This is a genomic window from Desulfovibrio sp. 86, assembly GCF_902702915.1.
In the GTDB taxonomy this organism is placed as follows: Bacteria; Desulfobacterota; Desulfovibrionia; order Desulfovibrionales; family Desulfovibrionaceae; genus Desulfovibrio.
This window is the reverse complement of sequence record NZ_LR738849.1, coordinates 2,406,771-2,423,225: the sequence shown is the minus strand read 5'-3', so window position 1 is coordinate 2,423,225 and position 16,455 is coordinate 2,406,771. Positions and strand designations below refer to the sequence as shown.

The 16,455-nt window shown below is 57.6% G+C and carries 11 protein-coding genes; 8 read left to right on the top strand and 3 right to left on the bottom strand.

The features are described 5' to 3' along the window. Window position 1: 1 nt before the first annotated feature. Entirely contained in the window at window positions 2-631 is a 630-nt protein-coding gene (ureG, locus tag DESU86_RS09855) for an urease accessory protein UreG (protein ID WP_179980888.1), read from the top strand. Between the two features lie 412 nt (window positions 632-1,043). Here ureG and DESU86_RS09850 read toward each other — a convergent pair whose 3' ends face one another. The 3 genes from DESU86_RS09850 to DESU86_RS09840 all read right to left on the bottom strand — a co-directional run bounded on the left by DESU86_RS09850 (window position 1,044) and on the right by DESU86_RS09840 (window position 5,483). Then, window positions 1,044-3,041, bottom strand: coding sequence for a sigma 54-interacting transcriptional regulator (locus tag DESU86_RS09850; protein WP_179980887.1), 1,998 nt, complete (start codon window positions 3,039-3,041; stop codon window positions 1,044-1,046). Between the two features lie 174 nt (window positions 3,042-3,215). Further along, window positions 3,216-4,544 (bottom strand): MFS transporter, encoded by a 1,329-nt coding sequence (locus DESU86_RS09845; RefSeq protein ID WP_197957557.1) that lies wholly within the window; start codon window positions 4,542-4,544, stop codon window positions 3,216-3,218. Between the two features lie 69 nt (window positions 4,545-4,613). Continuing rightward, window positions 4,614-5,483 (bottom strand): isocitrate lyase/PEP mutase family protein, encoded by an 870-nt coding sequence (locus DESU86_RS09840; RefSeq protein ID WP_179980886.1) that lies wholly within the window; start codon window positions 5,481-5,483, stop codon window positions 4,614-4,616. A 475-nt stretch (window positions 5,484-5,958) separates the two neighbouring features. On the opposite strand from DESU86_RS09840, the gene DESU86_RS14630 reads away from it, so the two are divergent. The 7 genes from DESU86_RS14630 (at window position 5,959) to DESU86_RS09810 (ending at window position 16,076) form a co-directional block, all read left to right on the top strand. After that, window positions 5,959-6,090 (top strand): hypothetical protein, encoded by a 132-nt coding sequence (locus DESU86_RS14630; RefSeq protein WP_269474312.1) that lies wholly within the window; start codon window positions 5,959-5,961, stop codon window positions 6,088-6,090. A gap of 769 nt (window positions 6,091-6,859) precedes the next feature. After that, a complete protein-coding gene (locus DESU86_RS09835; RefSeq protein ID WP_197957556.1) occupies window positions 6,860-7,906 on the top strand; it encodes an ABC transporter permease in 1,047 nt (348 codons plus the stop codon). Window positions 7,907-7,909: 3 nt separating this feature from the next. Then, window positions 7,910-8,680 (top strand): ABC transporter ATP-binding protein, encoded by a 771-nt coding sequence (locus DESU86_RS09830; RefSeq protein WP_179980885.1) that lies wholly within the window; start codon window positions 7,910-7,912, stop codon window positions 8,678-8,680. Between the two features lie 49 nt (window positions 8,681-8,729). Continuing rightward, window positions 8,730-9,770 (top strand): ABC transporter substrate-binding protein, encoded by a 1,041-nt coding sequence (locus tag DESU86_RS09825; RefSeq protein ID WP_179980884.1) that lies wholly within the window; start codon window positions 8,730-8,732, stop codon window positions 9,768-9,770. 193 nt (window positions 9,771-9,963) lie between these two features. Next, window positions 9,964-10,734 (top strand): hypothetical protein, encoded by a 771-nt coding sequence (locus tag DESU86_RS09820; RefSeq protein ID WP_179980883.1) that lies wholly within the window; start codon window positions 9,964-9,966, stop codon window positions 10,732-10,734. 1,496 nt (window positions 10,735-12,230) lie between these two features. Continuing rightward, window positions 12,231-14,141, top strand: a complete 1,911-nt coding sequence (locus tag DESU86_RS09815; protein ID WP_179980882.1) for a GGDEF domain-containing protein — start codon at window positions 12,231-12,233, stop codon at window positions 14,139-14,141. Window positions 14,142-14,234: 93 nt separating this feature from the next. Next, window positions 14,235-16,076 (top strand): HAMP domain-containing methyl-accepting chemotaxis protein, encoded by a 1,842-nt coding sequence (locus DESU86_RS09810; protein WP_179980881.1) that lies wholly within the window; start codon window positions 14,235-14,237, stop codon window positions 16,074-16,076. Window positions 16,077-16,455: the final 379 nt, after the last annotated feature.

Genomic DNA, 16,455 nt, shown 5'->3' with positions numbered 1-16,455 from the left:
CATGACCAATAGACCCTGCCTGCGAGTGGGCGTTGGCGGCCCTGTGGGTTCCGGCAAAACGGCCCTCTTGCGCCACCTGTGCCTGCGCCTTCGCAAGCACTACAATATGGCCGTTGTCACCAATGACATATACACCCGCGAAGATGCGGAATTTCTGCTGCGCCACAACGCCCTTGAAGCCGACCGCATCATCGGCGTTGAAACGGGCGGCTGCCCGCACACCGCCATCCGCGAAGACGCCTCAATGAACATTCAGGCCATTGAGGAGCTTCAGGAGCGTCATCCCGGCCTTGAACTGGTGCTGGTGGAAAGCGGCGGGGACAACCTGTCAGCGACGTTCAGCCCGGAACTGGCCGACCTTACCATCTATGTCATTGACGTAAGCGGCGGCGATAAAATCCCGCGCAAGGGGGGCCCCGGCATCACCAAGTCCGACCTGCTCGTTATCAACAAGGTAGACCTCGCGCCCATGGTGCATGCCTCGCTGGACGTGATGGAGCGGGACACCCGCCGCATGCGCGGCGAACGCCCCTATGTGCTGACCGAAATGCTTTCCGGGGCCGGCATTGAGGCTGTGATCGCCTTTATCATCCGCGAGGGCATGCTGCGGCTGCCCGGCCAGACAGCATAAACGCAGCCCGTCTGACCCAGCCGCCGCCTGAACGATCCAAAGCTTCGGCGCGCTTTTGCACCACTGGATTCAGCATCCGGGGGTTCAGCATCCGGGGCTTCCTTCGTCGCAACGGCTCAAGCTCGGCTGAATCCACGCCACGTTGTGGCGCGCTGTACTTTCGTACAGCGTTAGAGCATTTACACTTTTTCAAAGGTAAAATGCTCTAACGCCCAGCGCGAGCACTGGCGCGTTTGGCATTACGCTCATGGCCTCGTGCCTGAAATAGGGTGTCAGCTCCTGCATCAAGCATATATTGCCCCATTAACAAAACGGCCTTGTTAAGGTTGTTTTCCTCCGGTCATGGAGGAAATTCGCCCCCGCATATCAGTGAAATGCCCGGAGCCATCTCTCTAACAGCGCGACGGGCGAACTACTCTCCCTGCTCCGGCAATGTGGCGTCCCGGCACCGCAATTTGCGCCACAAACTTGCCTTGGAAATGCCCAACCGGTTGATGACCCTGGCGGGGTCGTTGTCGCAAAGCGCCATTTCATGACGTATGGTGTCCGCCTCAAACATGCGCACCCTGTCTTTGAGCAGGCCATGCCCATGCCGCCGTTCTTCCCAGGCCATGTCAGCCCACTCCTCCCGAACAAAAACGTCCTGGATAAGCTGTTCCCCTGTTCTGTCAGGGAAAAGCCCCGCTGCAAGCATGAATCTGTTCACAATGTTGATCAGCTCGCGCACGTTGCCGGGCCAGGGGTAGCTGGCCAGAAGCCCGCCGTCCATCTGTTGCAAATCCTTTGGCGCAAGGTCGCCAAACCTGCCGCCGTGCTTGCGGAGCATGGCGCAGAACAGCAGATACACGTCCCTTCCCCGTTCCCGGAGCGGCGGAACGCTCAGGGGCAGCACATTGCAGCGGTAGTAAAGATCCGCCCTGAACTGCCCGGAACGCACGTGCTGCAACAAGGGTTTGTTGGTGGCGCACACCACGCGCACATCAACGGGAATGACAGAAATCCCTCCGACCCGAACGACCTCGCGCTCCTGCAACACCCGCAGAAGCTTTGCCTGAAGCGAAAACGGAATCTCGCTTATCTCGTCCAGAAACAGGGTCCCCCTGTGCGCCAGTTCAAAAACCCCAGGTTTGCCTTTGCGCTGGGCGCTGGTGAACGCGCCTTCCGCGTAGCCGAACAGTTCGCTTTCCAGCAGGCTCGGCGCTATGGCGGCGCAATTGATGGCCACAAAAGGCCCGTTGCCCCGGCCGCTGGCATTGTGGATTCCCTGAGCGAACAGTTCCTTGCCCGTGCCGGATTCCCCCTGAATGAGAACCGAAGCGTCCGTTCCTGCATATTCAGCCGCCAGTTGCTTGAGCAGCCGGAGACTCTGGTTTTCGGTAAGGATGTCATCCAGCGCATACCGGGCGCAAAACCCTTTTCCGCCACGTTTGCGCAGCCGCTGCTCGGCCTGCCGAATGCGGTCTTCGGCGGCGAAGGTGCAAACCACCCCCACCGTGTGCCCATTCACACGAATGGGAACGCGACTGGTCACGATGTTCAGCCCGCCGATGTCCTGAACTTCGTTCAGTTCGGGCTGCCCGCTTTGCAGCACCTCCCAGGTGCGGGTATTGGGCACCACATCGCGGGAGTCACGACCAATCACTTTTTCGGGGTTCAGCCTTAACAGCGAGGCGGCCATGGGATTGATCACTTCAAGTCTGTTTTCCCCATCCGTCACCATGATGCCTTCCGTAATGGTGTTCAGGATGGTCATTGAACGCGCGTGGCGCTGCAATTCTTCACGGCGCACCTGTACAAGCGTCATGGCCGCTTCAAGGCTGCGGGATATGGCGTCTTCACCCGCTTCAAGCACAATGCTGTCCACGTTGTGACGGCTGCGCATCTCGGACACCAAAATGCCACCCACCGCCAGTTCCGCTCCCGCCACCGTAGCTTCAAGCATGCGCGCCTCGTGCTCCGTGCGCGTGGTGAAGAAATACTCGCGGATTTCCATCCCCAACGCGGTGGCAACGGTCTGCACTTCAGGCATGGGGCATTGGTAGTGAAAAAAAGCCACACGGCGTATCTTGCCCGCAAAGGGCAACAGTGTGCGCAAGAGATCAAGGGCCGTGGTGTCGATGGAAACAACGGGAACCCCAAGGCGCAGGCGCAGATAGTCGGCGGTGCCGCCCCGACTGCATAAAACTTCCGGCTGATTTTCCTTTGGCGTGGTGGCAAACAGTTCTTCCGCCGCGCTTACTGCTTCCTCCAGAGCGACGCCCATACGGATATTGAGCCGTACAGGCAGCGTCGAGGACACGCGCTTGAAAATCGGGGTGAGATTGCCATAGGGAGCCACAAGACCTATGCGGTATGGTTCCCTTGGGTCGTCGCCACAAAGACTGATATGTTTTTCTTTTGAGTAAGCCATGAGTTTCCAGCACCCTGGGGCGGGTTATATGCGTTGGAGATACTGCTTACATTCATCATCCCATTCAATAACGTCAAGAAAAAGTAAACACGACAGCCAGTTCTGTCCGGAGCCGCCCAAACCGGCCTGGTAGCCGGGGCGGCCCCGTACAAAGGGCTTTTTTGTCAGGCGGCCCTATTCCATTGAGGCCCCTCTTGGCAGAGGCTCCACGATGGTGAGCACAAAAAGCAGGCAGAGAAGCGCGCCGCCAGCCAGCGAGGCGAACACCGCATTCCAGCTTCCGAAATCCAGAATAATGCCTACCACAAGCGGCATGACCATGCCGCCAAGCTGTCCGCCCATGTTGATGACACTGTAGGCGATGGGGTAGGTGGCTTTGTCCGCCCGACCCATGGCATAGACCGAATAGCATGAATAGCCCAGCGCAAGAAGCAGGCCCATGATAAAGAACAGCGCAGACAGCAGCGTCAAGTCTTCAGGCGCATGCACCAGCAAAGACATGGTGATGATGGTGCACACTGCGCTTATGATCATGAAGGGCTTGCGCCGTTCCGCAAAAAATCTGTCTGAAATCCAGCCGCCGATGACATTTCCGGCCACCGTCCCGGCAAACGGCGCCATGGCCACAATGGCCGAGCTCATGATGGCCATGTGGCGTTCCTGCAAAAGATATTTGGGCAGCCACGACATAAGCACGCCCACCGTGCCCACATTAAAGAAATACCCGAAAGCCGCTCCATAAATATCCCAGCAACGAAAAACCTCTTTGGATGAGTGCAGTTCCTCCACTTTTTTTGTGCGTAGCAGCTTGTCCGCCCAGCAATAGCGGAAAGGCCGTCTGGCTTGCTTCTTCTCCGAAGCAGCCGTGGAGGTTTCGTTGATGTAGTCCAGCTCCCCCTGCCGCACATGGCTGCTCTGCTCCGGATGGTTGGGAACCATGATGTACCAGAGGATGGCCAGTACGGCTCCCGGAAGGGCAAAAAACAAAAAAATGTGCCGCCAATCGTAATTCAGGATGATCCAGGCACAAATGGGGGGCACCACAAGCGGCCCGCACTTGGAAGCCGCCAAAAACAGGCCTGTGGCCGTTCCCTTTTCCTTGGCGGGAAACCAGTTGTTGATGGTTACCGTGGAGCCGATGACGACGGGCGCTTCGCTCACGCCCACCAGCGTACGCAGGATTTTCAGGTGGATTATGGAATCCACTACCCCCATCAGGCCGGTGCAGAGCGAGGTAAAAAGCATGCCCATAGTATAGGCCCTGCGAACGCCGATCTTTCCGGTAAGATAGCCCGCTGGAATCTGAGCAACAGCATAGCCGCCAAAAAACAGGCTCACCAGGAGCCCGGCCATTGTGTTATTGATATGGAATTCTTCCTGAATATAGGGCAGGGCAAAGCCAATGTTGGCACGGTCCGCATGGGCCACCGTGTAAACGACGAATATCAGCGTCATGACTACCCAACGATATCTGCTCATGCCCGGCTTTACTTCAATTTTCATATGAAGATCCTCCAACTGCGCCAGAGGCTTCCAGACCCGCAAACGCCCGGAAGCCTCTGGCTACAGGCGTTATTTAACGTCGTATTTCTTGCCGCGAGCGTTGTATTCATCAAGTCCGATGAATGAGTTGAACTCGGGGAACGCAATCAGATGATCCATGAAATCGGATGTGGTCTTTTGGCTCTTGAGATGATCCATATACTGCCGCACGGCCAGGGCCGCCGCATAAAGCGGGCCAGTGCAGTAAATGGCGATGCCGAACCCCATCGCCTCCAGTTCGTGGGCGGGAGGAATGGGGGTGCGTCCACCTTCCAGCATGTTTGCGAGCGTGGGCGTATTTGGAAAAGCCTTATTGATGAGACGCATTTCTTCAATACTTTCAGGTGATTCAATGAACAGCAGATCCGCTCCGGCCTCCTCGTAAGCCTTGCCGCGTTCCAGCGCTTCTTCAAGCCCGTGATCGGTGCGAGCGTCTGTACGGGCAATTATTACAAAGTCATCATCCCGGCGAGTATCAACGGCCGCCTTGATTTTCTGCACCATCTCGTCCTTGGGAATAACCTTGCGGCCGAGCATATGCCCGCAACGCTTGGGGAACACCTGATCTTCAAGCTGAATGGCGCAGACGCCAGCCTTCTCATATTCCCGCACAGTACGGATGACATTAAGTGGATTGCCATAGCCGGTATCGCCGTCGGCCAACACTGGAACGTCCACAGCTTCAGCCAGGTTGCGGGCGCGTTCCACCATTTCGCTCATGGTCAGCAACCCCACATCGGGTTGCCCCAATACGCTGGCCGAAGTTCCGTATCCTGTCATGTACACGGCCTTAAATCCGGACTTTTCAATAATTTTTCCGCTGAGCACATCGTATGCGCCCGGAGCGAGCAAGATTTCTTTGTCCTTGAGCAGTTTCTTGAGCAGAGTTGTTTTTTTCATGGGTTCTCCCTCTGATAAAAGGTGAATAGGGTTACCCACGAAGTACAAAAACCATTCCATAGTTAACACGCTTAAATAACATATCTTTTTATTTAAAAGTCTTTTCATTTTTAAGACTGTTTCAAATTTGAGCCGCATTTTTATGTGGCAGACCTCCGCTGCATGGCAAATGACTATTGGCAGTAATCAGGGTCAACATTAGCAAGAAAATGATTTCATAATAGGACAGTTTTACTCTGAAATTGCTCTAGAGCAGATAAACTTTGAAAATATACATTCTCAAAGTTTAAGGCACGCTCACTCTGGCGTTAACCGCGCAGACAAACTGCGCTTACGCCTCCGTAACGAACGTCTGCTCACGCAGCCGTCAGCGCAATGTAAAAGTTAAATTGCTCTAAAATGGAGCAGCCGTTTTGGGGCTACGCCGCGTGCGGGCTGCTCTCCGGCATAAAAACGACATGAAGGAAGAACTCTTTTGGCTACGCGAATGGCCGTAAGCCTTGAGCCCCTGGCCCACACGCTTTCTGACTGGATAGAACTCATTACCACCACGGACCTGCACTCGCCGCTTGACTGGCCCCCCACAATGCGTGCAGCAGCCTGGTAACAACCGGGAGAATTCTCCCTTAATGACCGCTTGATCCATGAGGGGGCATTACACTATTACGCCCCCATGTCCTTTATGTCGCACCCCACGAATAATCCGAAAAATTTCTCAAGTGAAGCGTGCTCAAATCCAATCTGCATACTAAAGCGCGCCAGCCGGGCGTGTTTTTCCCGTAAAAACAAAGTACTCCCGTATGCAATGTGGCGGGCAGTGGACAATTACGTTGGCATGTGGCAATGTTATACCATTACTTGCAGCCATAATTGTGCATTGCCATGTATTCCCTGCGAAAACTAACAGCGGAAATTCCATGTTTGCATACCAGTCCGTCCAACATGTCCCCTATCTGTTGGCGGGAGGGGGAGCATGACTGCCCCACGGTCTCCAGGCTGGAGACCTTCCCGCGCATCGGCTGACAGATACCCGACAGTAGCCCTTCAAGCCCCATATGGGCGTGAAGGACTCTGTACTTTCACTTTTTATACAGCGCACCCGTATCACATCGCTCCCTTTGCCTTTCGGCATCGGGAGTTTTTTCGTGCTTGTCGTGGCGGCAAGAAGAGGGGCACGCCAGCAGCGCATGCGAAACATGCCCCACTGCGCAATATGCCGGTTTTCCGGCGGCTGCCGCCGCTTTTTGTCGCGAAATGGCATCAGGCGGCCGATCTGGCACTGCTTTTGCCCGCTCTCTGCGCCACAGGGGTCAGGGCACGACGTGGGAGGCCACCCCGCGCCACATGTCTGAAAAATACTGTTAAGGAAGTTTTCAATGAGCATCTCCACGCCAAAGGAAAGCGCCCAGGCGCCCATGCCGCTCACCAGAGAACAACTGCTGGAACTTGAGCGCGCCCCGCGCACGCCCCGGCAAGTGGTTCTGGATTACGTCATCTGCGCCAGTCCATTGCTCATGGGCGCGCTGGCCCTTGCCGAATATCTGTATATCCCCAACCTGAAAGGCAATACGTCCACCGGGACATACGTTGTTTTCATCGGCCTGCTCATGACGGCTCTGGGCGCGGCCTTTATCGCGGCCCTTTTCCGGCGGAGCGTTTTTGACGCTCTGCGCTATAAAGCGCCGTTTTACAGTTTCGTGTTCATCCTGCTTGCCGGGTACGACTACCTCACCCTCAAGACAGGCTCGCTCATGCTGCCCTTTTTCCCATGGGTGGATCAGGTGCTGTGCGCCATGCTGGAAGACTGGCAGTATTTGCTGGAGTGTTCGCTGAACTCGCTCATCCTGCTCGGCACGGGCTATTTCACCGGCGCGGGGCTGGGACTGGCCACAGGCATTGCCTGTGGCTACAACCGCCGCATCAATTACTGGATTGCCCCCTTCATAAAATTGCTGGGAGCCATTCCCTCGGCCACGTGGCTTCCGGTGGTCATGGTGCTGGCAGCGTCGCTGTTCAAGGGCAGCGTGTTCATCATCGCGCTGGGGGTCTGGTATTCGGTGACCATCGCCACGCTCACGGGCATCACAAATATCGACAAATCCTATTTTGAGGCCGCGCGCACGCTGGGGGCCAGAGGTCGCCAGCTGGTATTCCGTGTGGCCTTGCCCTTTGCCCTGCCCAGTATCTTTCAGGGACTCACGCAGGGCATGAGTTCGGCCTGCACGGCCCTGCTTGTTGCGGAAATGATCGGCGTGGAATCCGGCCTCGGCTGGTACATCACCTGGCAAAAAAGCTGGGCCTTCTACGGCAAGCTGTACGCGGCCATTGTGCTGATCTGCATCATTTTCGTTCTGGTCAATCTGGCCCTGGCCCTTATCAAAAAACGCGTCCTGCGCTGGCAGGTGGGCATGGTGCAGGAGTAAGTCATGAGCACAAACAACTATTTACGCTTACAGCATGTATCCAAGAGTTTCGTCCGCGCGGACACGGCGGAAGTGACCAACGCCCTTGAGGACATCAACATCACCTTCAGCCCCGGCGAATTCGTCAGCATCGTGGGGCCCAGCGGCTGCGGCAAGTCCACCATCCTGCGGCTCATCGCCGGGCTCATTGCGCCCACCACCGGCTCCATAACCCTGGGCGGCGCGGGCATTCAGGGGACTGATCCCAACAGGGGCATGGTGTTTCAGAAGCCCACCCTGTTTCCCTGGCTTTCGGTGGCGGACAATGTGTCCTTCAGCCTGCGCATGCAGCACAAGTTTCAGGGACGCTCGGAGGACGTGGACGCGCTCATACGCACGGTGGGGCTGGAGGAGTTCCGTCAGTCCTATCCGCACCAGCTTTCCGGCGGCATGGCGCAGCGCGTGGCGCTCATACGCACCATGATCAACGATCCCGAAGTGTTTTTGCTGGACGAACCCCTGGGCGCGCTGGACGCCTTTACCCGAATGCACATGCAGGACGAACTGCTGAACATGTGGGCACAGCGCAAACGCATGATGCTCATGGTTACGCACGACATTGACGAGGCCATCTATATGGGCATGCGGGTGCTGGTCATGGCCCCCCGCCCCGGACGCATCCGCGAGGACATCAGCATAGACATGCCCTATCCCCGCAACCGTACCAGCAAAAAATTTCTGGAATACCGCTCGCACGTTATGGAAATGCTCGATTTTGGCTGGGCCGAAGCGTGAGACGCACGCTTTGAGCTGCAAAGAACATCTTTAACCTCTGGAGAACGCAATGAAGGCAAAACTGTTGATTCTGTGCATGGCTGTCAGCCTTGCTCTTGGCGCAGCGGCCGTGGCTGGCGACAAGAACGCTGACGAGGCCGCCGCCAAAGCCGCTGAAGACGCGGCGTGGAAAAAGGAGCCCGCCTACGGCAAAACCTTGAAGATCGGCTATAATGGCGGCTTGTGCCTGGGAACCTTTGGCATTGCCCAGCTCAAGGGCTTCTATGCCGCCGAAGGGTTGAAAACGGAAGTGGTGCGCATGGCTGGCGACAGCAGCGGTCAGACCAACGCCCTCGGCACAGGCAAGGTGGACGTTTCCGGCGACCATATCGCCACCATGCTGGTGCCCACGGTCAACGGCGTGCGGGTCAAGTTCACCACCGGCATCCACACCGGCTGCAAGTCCCTCTATGTGCTGGGTAAATCCGACATCAAGTCCACCAAGGATCTGGTGGGCAAGACGGTGGCCATCCCCGACGGCATAGGCGGTTCTGACCACAATATCGCCATGCGCTTCTTCAACCATGACAAAATTGACCCGCGCACAGTCAAGTTCAAGCCCGTGGAAGCTGGCGTGGCCGTTCTGGCCATGCAGAATGGTGAACTCCAGGGGGCCGTCCTCGGCGACCAGTTCGCCAAAAAGTTTCTGGACGACGGCACGCTGCGCATTGTGCGCTCCCTGACCTTTGACGACGATTTCAAAAAAGAAGCCTGCTGCATCCATGCCGTGGGGGCTGACTTTTACGAAGCCAATCCCATTACCGTGAAAAAACTCACGCGCGCTCATGAAGCCGCCAGCAAATGGATGACGGAAAACCCCGAAGAAGCGGTGAAGATCCTTCAGGAAAACAAGTGGGCTTCCGGCGACCCCAAGCTGGTGCTGGAAATCTTCAAGACCTACAACTTCATGATCAGCGACGATCTTACCGCAGCCACGCTGCGCAGCACCATAGACGACTACAAGACGTTCGGACTTATCAAAAAAGACAAGGATACCGAAGAGCTTATGAAGCAGATATGGATTCCTGTGATGGCTGACGAAAGCAAGTAGCACGTCACGCGCCTCCGTTTCGGCATGAAGCGGAGGCGCGAAACAGAAAGAAGAGCGGCAAGAGCATGAACGGCCTTTGTCCACGCCCGCGCCAGATGCGCCTTTGTCGTGCATGGCTAACATTTTATGGGAAATTGCCGATACTCAGGGTAAGTGCCTGACGTTTGACCCATAAAAGCAGTAGGGGCGTAGCATGGATTTTTTTGATCAGATCATGGCGTATTCATTCCTGAAAAGCGGCAGCCTGGAGCTTTTGCTCAACAACATGCCCCAGCATACAACCGCGCCGCGCGGCAAGTCGGGCAGGCAGATCATGGCCGAGGCGCTCACAGGAAAAATCAGGAGCAACGCCGCCATGCTCCGGCAAGGCGCAAATAATGCTTCCGAGGCTGCCTCCATGTCGGGCAGCATCGCAAACGCCGCCGCCTCCCTGAGCGCCACATTGAGCGAAATGCTTGCCCTTGCGCAAAAAGTGCAGGCAGACCCCAGCCAGAGCGCCACGGCAAGCCCCGCGTTTAAAGCCCTGGCCACAACACTTGCCGCCACGGTATCCGGCGCGCAATACAACGGCATATCCCTTTTGGACAGCGACGCCTGGGGCACGGACAAACGCCTGACCGTCAGCGCCGACGGCGCCATGGCCACAGTGCCGATCCAGCTGGGCTATGGAACCTCAACATTTTCCCTGTATAGTCTGTCAGGACTGAAGGGATTGACCTCGGTGGATTTGAGCACCATCTCGCCTGCGGATTTGACGGCGCTCACGAATTCTCTGACAGGCTACGGCAATATCGCCGACAGCCTCAATGCAAATTACACGTCGCTGGCAACGTCCTATACAAGTGAAAAAAACTTTATGATTGAGCAGGCCGAAATACTTGCCCGCGCGGCAAAAAACGCGCTGCCCGATGAAACGGATCCTTTATTGCGCAACCGGGGCGGCATAGTATCCTCCCTGGGCTGAGACCTTTCTGCCTGTACCTCGCCGTGCGGCTCCTGCCCCCGACAACCCGGAATACTGCTGGCTGTTTGCCATCATCCTTCCACCGACCTGCCCTGTGACCCGCCGGCGCAAGGGCTCTCCGGCGCAAGGGCTCTCCGGCTGGCAGGATTTGCCAAGGCTTCATCCCTGCGACGCGCCGCAACCCTGCATTGCCTCAACCATAGTTCTGGGGTATGGATAACGCCCCTGCACGCGCAAACCTGAATCACTGTACTTTCCACTGTTCTGCACTATTTTACAGTAGGACGATGTCGAGAATGTGCATTCCGGCGCGGTAGAGCGTTTTGCCCTGAAAAGGGCGCATGTTCTGTTGTTGCGCGAGAGTACAGCGCGCCACAACGTGGCGTGGATTCAGTTGAAAATGCGATTTTGAGCAGAATGACAAATTGAAATGCAAAGCATTTCAAAGGTGATTTGATCCAGCAGGAGACACGATGGCAGACATACTGATTTTATTGCTGGTCTTTGGCGGCATTGCGGTTTTTTACCTGCTTGCCCTCAAAAAAGGCTGGCTGCCCATAGACCGCATGAATTGTGGCTGAGTGCCCTTCGACAAGCGGCGTGCCCAGCTTGAAGAAGACGAACGCAGAAAGGCAAGAGCGAAACAGCGGAAATAAGGATGCCCCGGCAAGCCGGAAGGGGGCTTGTGCCCGCAAGGAGCATTTTTTCAAGGCATTCTTTCAATAGCATCCTTTCAACAATACGGGCCCGGCCCCCAATGCCTCTGGCTGGGCAGCGTGCCCTTCAATACGCGACAACCATGTGCGCCCCCGAAGTCTTTCAGGGGCGCACTTTTATTGCGACGTCCGGCACCCCGCGCCCCACACGCTTTTGGCTCCAATTGCCTTTGATAATATGCATTCTCAAAGGGTAAGACGCGCCCGCTTCAGCGCTTGCCAGCGCATATAATCGGCGCAAATTAGCAGCGCAAATTAGCGGCGGCGCTGTCTTTGTCCGCATCCGTGGCGGGCTTGCACGCCTGCCCTGCTCGCCTGCCCTGCCCGCCTGCCCTCTTCTGTGCGTCATGCCGCCCTGCATGCCTGCCTTGCCCACCGACCCTCTTCTGTGTGCCGTGCCTGCCCTGCATGCGCGGCAGATCGGCAACGTTCGGGGCAAACCCTGCGTGCGCCGCTGGGGCGTGTTGTCCCAGAAACGCCACTGCGTTGTTCATAAAACAAAATTCTTCTGAAATCGCGCAATGGTATCTCGCAGTGGCAGTCCGCGCTTTGTGTCATTACTGCGCGCGCCCATTGCCCGCCGCGCCAGAACGTAACAATTGCCAGCGCGGCACGCTGCGCTCAGTACAACAATCATTTATATTGTAAATAATTACGAATAGCACCCCGCAACACGCCCTCACCGCCACTATGCGCAAAAACCTGTCATACCGTCACCCAATTGTCATACTTGAGCGCTACTTCTTTGGGCAATCCATTATCCTACCGGAGACTGCCTATATGCCAACGCCGTTAGTGCCAAACCCACCTGCTTCCGGCAATGAACCGCTGGTCCTGTGCCCGGGCCCGCGCCCTCTGGAAAAACCTCTTGCCGCCATGCGGGCCGCCGCACGCGCCGCCGCTCGCGCAACCGCGCTGGCAGCGGAGGAACGACAGGCCCTGTGGGATATCCTGCACAACAAAAGCATCCACAGTGTGCTGCAACCCATAATCTCCCTGCGGGACGGCTCCATTTTTGGCTTTGAAGCGCTGGGGCGCGGCCCTGCGGGCAGTCCCCTTGAAGGCCCCGAAGCCCTCATTAACGCGGCCCTGCGCCACGGACGCATGCTTGAGCTGGAACATTTGTTCCGCTACAGCGCCCTCAGGGCTGCACGGCAGATCGCCACGGGCATACGCCTGTTCCTCAACGTCAACCCCAACATTATACAGGACCCGCATTTCGGCGTGGGATTCACCAAGGAATACCTCACCCGCTTTGCCCTCAGCGCCGAAGACATGGTTTTTGAAATCACGGAACGCGAATCCGTGGACAACCTGCGCGGCTTTAAAAAAATCATCGAGCACTACAAGGCCCAGAACTATCAGATAAGCATTGACGACGCAGGGGCCGGATATTCCGGCCTCAACCTCATTTCAGACGTGCAGCCGCACTTCATCAAGCTGGACATGCGCCTCATCCGCGGGGTGGACAAAGACCTCACCCGTCAGGCGCTTATCAAGAGCATGCAGGAATTCGCCTCCCTGACCAATACGCGCATCATTGCCGAGGGCATTGAAACCGAAGAAGAGATGGCGACCCTGATCAGCTTCGACGTGCCCTATGGTCAGGGCTACTTCATCCAGCGTCCCGCACTGCATCCGCAGCCCATTATGGAACATGTGGTGCGCTTCATCCACCGCGAAAACAAGATAAAGAACCGCTTTTTCGGCGCGCGCGTGCACAAGTTCCACGTGCGGCACATCATCCGGCCCGGCTTCACCATTCCCCCATCCCTGCCGGTAATCGAGGCCGCCGAGCGCTTTGAGCATGACGACAATCTGCAAGGCCTGTGCGTGGTGGATGAGGGCAAGCCTGTGGGCACCATCATGCGCCACCGCCTGCACCGCCAGTTGAGCGGACGCTTCGGCTTTTCGCTCTTTGCCGGAAAAACCGTCGCCTCTGTCATGGACAGGGGATTTTTGAGCGTCGATCACCAGACCACCATTGACGTCGTCTCCCGCCATGCCATGCGCCGCGAGAACAACCAGATATATGACTTTGTCACCGTCACCCGCGACAACAAATACGTGGGCATCGTCACCGTGCGCGAACTGCTTGAAAAAAGCATCGAGCTTGAGGTGGCCAACGCGCGCCAGCTCAACCCCCTCTCCGAACTGCCGGGCAACGCCCTCATAGATATCGAGCTGGAACGCCTCGTGCGGCTCTGCCTGGACAAGAGCGTCCTCTACTTCGATATCGACAACTTCAAGGCGTACAACGACAAATACGGCTTCAAAAACGGCGACCGCGTCCTCAAGCGCCTTGCGTCCATTATCTCCGAAAGCACGCCAAAGGGGGACTTTGTGGGGCACATCGGCGGCGACGACTTCATAGCCGTCACTGACCGCTTCAAAGCTGAAAAGGTCTGCCAGGACATCATCAGCGCCTTTGCCCAGGGCGTGTCCGCCTACTATAACGCCGAAGATTTCCAGAACGGCTACATTGAGGGCAAAAACCGCAACCAGCAGGAAGAGCGCTTTCCCCTCATGTCCCTGACCATTGTGGGCGTTAGCGCCACCAGCTTTCAGAGCAGCTTTGACCTGGCACGGGCCGCGGCCAGCCTGAAAAAACGCTGCAAGCAGATGCCGGGCAACAACTACATGTTTGACGACTGCGAAGATGCCCCCGCAGCCGAAACCAGCACGGAATAACAGCCGCTACCGTACGCAGGCCCGATGGCGGGAGAATGCCGCCATTGATGGGTCATGGACGGATAGGGGCGTTAACCACCATAAGGACTGAAGATGCCAATGAAGCTGAGCGCGAAACTGGTTCTTTCGTTTTGCAGCATCATTCTATTTATGCTGCTCCTTTTTGCGGTCTATATGCGCAACAGCCAAAAAATCACCGCCACCGTCGATCACATCACCGAAACGGTCATTCCTTCGGTGGTGGCGGTTCAATCCATGAATGCCCTGCTCTATTCCATACGCTCGGATCTGGCCGCCGTAAGCACCCGCACAGACAAGGTGAGCATCACCGAATACACCTCACGCATCAATCGCGCCCTGCGCGCCCTGGCCGAACACGAGAAAAACTACGCGCAACTGGCGGCCCGACCCGTGCCCGAAGAATGCGCCCCGCCAGACGCCGCCGGCACGTCCGGCCAGGACGGCCATGACAGCCAGGACGGCGAAAAGCAGGCCGCGAGCCTGCCGGAACTGCTGGAGCACATTGCCGCCGCCACGCAGGAAGACGCCCGGAACCGTCAGCAGATTATCGATCACGCCAAGGAAGGCGAAACAGATGAGGCCGTGGCCCTCTTTGACCGCAGCAGGGCCAACTTCCTGCGGCTGGCGCGGTTTTACGAACAGGTGCTGGAACGGGACACGGCCCGCAGCCGTCAGGCCGCCGAAGCCGCGCGCCATATTGCCGAGCAGTCACGAAACATAGCCGAGGGCCTGACCGGGGCGGCGCTGCTGTTCAGCGTTTGCGTTACCTGCCTGCTGATTTTTTCCGTCAAACGCCAGCTGGGCATAGATCCCGGCCAGCTCAACATCCTTGCCCAGCGGGTGGCCAGGGGGGACTACCAGACGGACGCCGACGGCGGCCCCAAAAAACGTCGCGGGGTTTATGCCTCCATCCTGTCCATGGTGGCTTCGTTACAGGAGCACATCAGCAATGCCGACGCCCAGTCGCAGATGGCCCTGAGCCAGTCGCAACGGGCCGAGGCTGCCCTGCGTGAAGCCGAGGACGCGCGGGCGCAGGCCCAGGGCAGAACAGAAACCCTCCTGCACGCGGCCGCGCAACTTGAGGGCGTCGCACATAACCTGACGTCCGCATCCGGCCAATTGACGCGGCAGATCGAGCAATCCAGCCAGGGGGCCACGGCCACGGCGGAAAATCTGGACAGCGCCGCCACCGCCATGGAGCAGATGAACGCCACGGTACGCGAGGTGGCCGACAATGCCGGACAGGCCGCGCAGGCATCAGCCGGAACGCGGGCCAGCGCCGAAGAAGGCGCGCGGGTCGTACGGCAGGCCCTGGACAGCATCAACAGGGTCAACGAGGTTTCAGAGCGGCTCAAGGCCAACATGGATGATCTCAACGCGCGCGCCCACGACATCAGCCGCATCATGGGCTTCATCTCCGATATTGCGGACCAGACAAACTTGCTGGCCCTCAACGCAGCCATAGAAGCGGCCCGTGCCGGGGACGCCGGACGCGGCTTTGCCGTGGTGGCCGACGAGGTGCGCAAGCTGGCGGAAAAGACGGTGACGTCCACTCAGGATGTGGGAACCGCCATCACCGCCATGCAAAAAAGCACGGCCCACAGTATGACCTCCCTGGACGAAGCCGTGGCCCAGGTCAAGCTGGCCACAGCCAGCGCCGACAAATCCGGCTCTGCCCTTGAAGCCATCGTCAGCATGGCCGATGCCACGGCGGGACAGGTGCGCGCCATTGCCGCCGCCAGCGAAGAGCAGTCCGCCGCCAGTCAGGAGGTAACCTGCACCATCAGCAATGTCAGCCTGGCGGCCAGAGAAAGCGCGCAAACCATGGCCGAGGCCGCCCAGGCCGTGATCCACCTGTCGCAGCAGGCAGAAACAGTGGAAAACCTTGTGGAAAAACTGCGCAGCAATGGGTGAGCTTGAGAATGCATGTTGGAATATTTTGTGGGGGAGGGACGACGAATGCGAATCGCCGCGCATCTCTGAAGGCGCATTAAAGCGCTTTGTGGGGGAGGGACCCTTTTGCAAAAGGGTCTCCTCCCCCACGCCCCCTCCCCCTAAAATTCTTATAGTGTGTCACCGTGACGCATATGTGCTGGCGGCTGTTGCATGGCGTGTCTGACATCTTGGCGTGAGCATGGTAATACCCGCTCGCTCCTCGCCGCACAGACGTTTTCACGACGGCCACAGGTAGCGTCACCATGTGCAGAACCAATGCGCAGGCCCCAACGCACAGATGCCGGACAGCTTTCGCTGCCCGGCATCCGAACATTGGCGCAACTACCGCAGAGCGGTA

What these genes read in the sequence shown, in the direction of transcription:
- DESU86_RS09810 (WP_179980881.1), top strand. Translation starts at nt 14,235, where the DNA reads ATGCCAATGAAGCTGAGCGCGAAACTGGTTCTTTCGTTTTGCAGCATC.
- DESU86_RS09830 (WP_179980885.1), top strand. Translation starts at nt 7,910, where the DNA reads ATGAGCACAAACAACTATTTACGCTTACAGCATGTATCCAAGAGTTTC.
- DESU86_RS09825 (WP_179980884.1), top strand. Translation starts at nt 8,730, where the DNA reads ATGAAGGCAAAACTGTTGATTCTGTGCATGGCTGTCAGCCTTGCTCTT.
- DESU86_RS09845 (WP_197957557.1), bottom strand. Translation starts at nt 4,544, where the DNA reads ATGAAAATTGAAGTAAAGCCGGGCATGAGCAGATATCGTTGGGTAGTC.
- DESU86_RS09840 (WP_179980886.1), bottom strand. Translation starts at nt 5,483, where the DNA reads ATGAAAAAAACAACTCTGCTCAAGAAACTGCTCAAGGACAAAGAAATC.
- DESU86_RS09815 (WP_179980882.1), top strand. Translation starts at nt 12,231, where the DNA reads ATGCCAACGCCGTTAGTGCCAAACCCACCTGCTTCCGGCAATGAACCG.
- DESU86_RS09820 (WP_179980883.1), top strand. Translation starts at nt 9,964, where the DNA reads ATGGATTTTTTTGATCAGATCATGGCGTATTCATTCCTGAAAAGCGGC.
- DESU86_RS09850 (WP_179980887.1), bottom strand. Translation starts at nt 3,041, where the DNA reads ATGGCTTACTCAAAAGAAAAACATATCAGTCTTTGTGGCGACGACCCA.
- DESU86_RS09835 (WP_197957556.1), top strand. Translation starts at nt 6,860, where the DNA reads ATGAGCATCTCCACGCCAAAGGAAAGCGCCCAGGCGCCCATGCCGCTC.
- ureG (WP_179980888.1), top strand. Translation starts at nt 2, where the DNA reads ATGACCAATAGACCCTGCCTGCGAGTGGGCGTTGGCGGCCCTGTGGGT.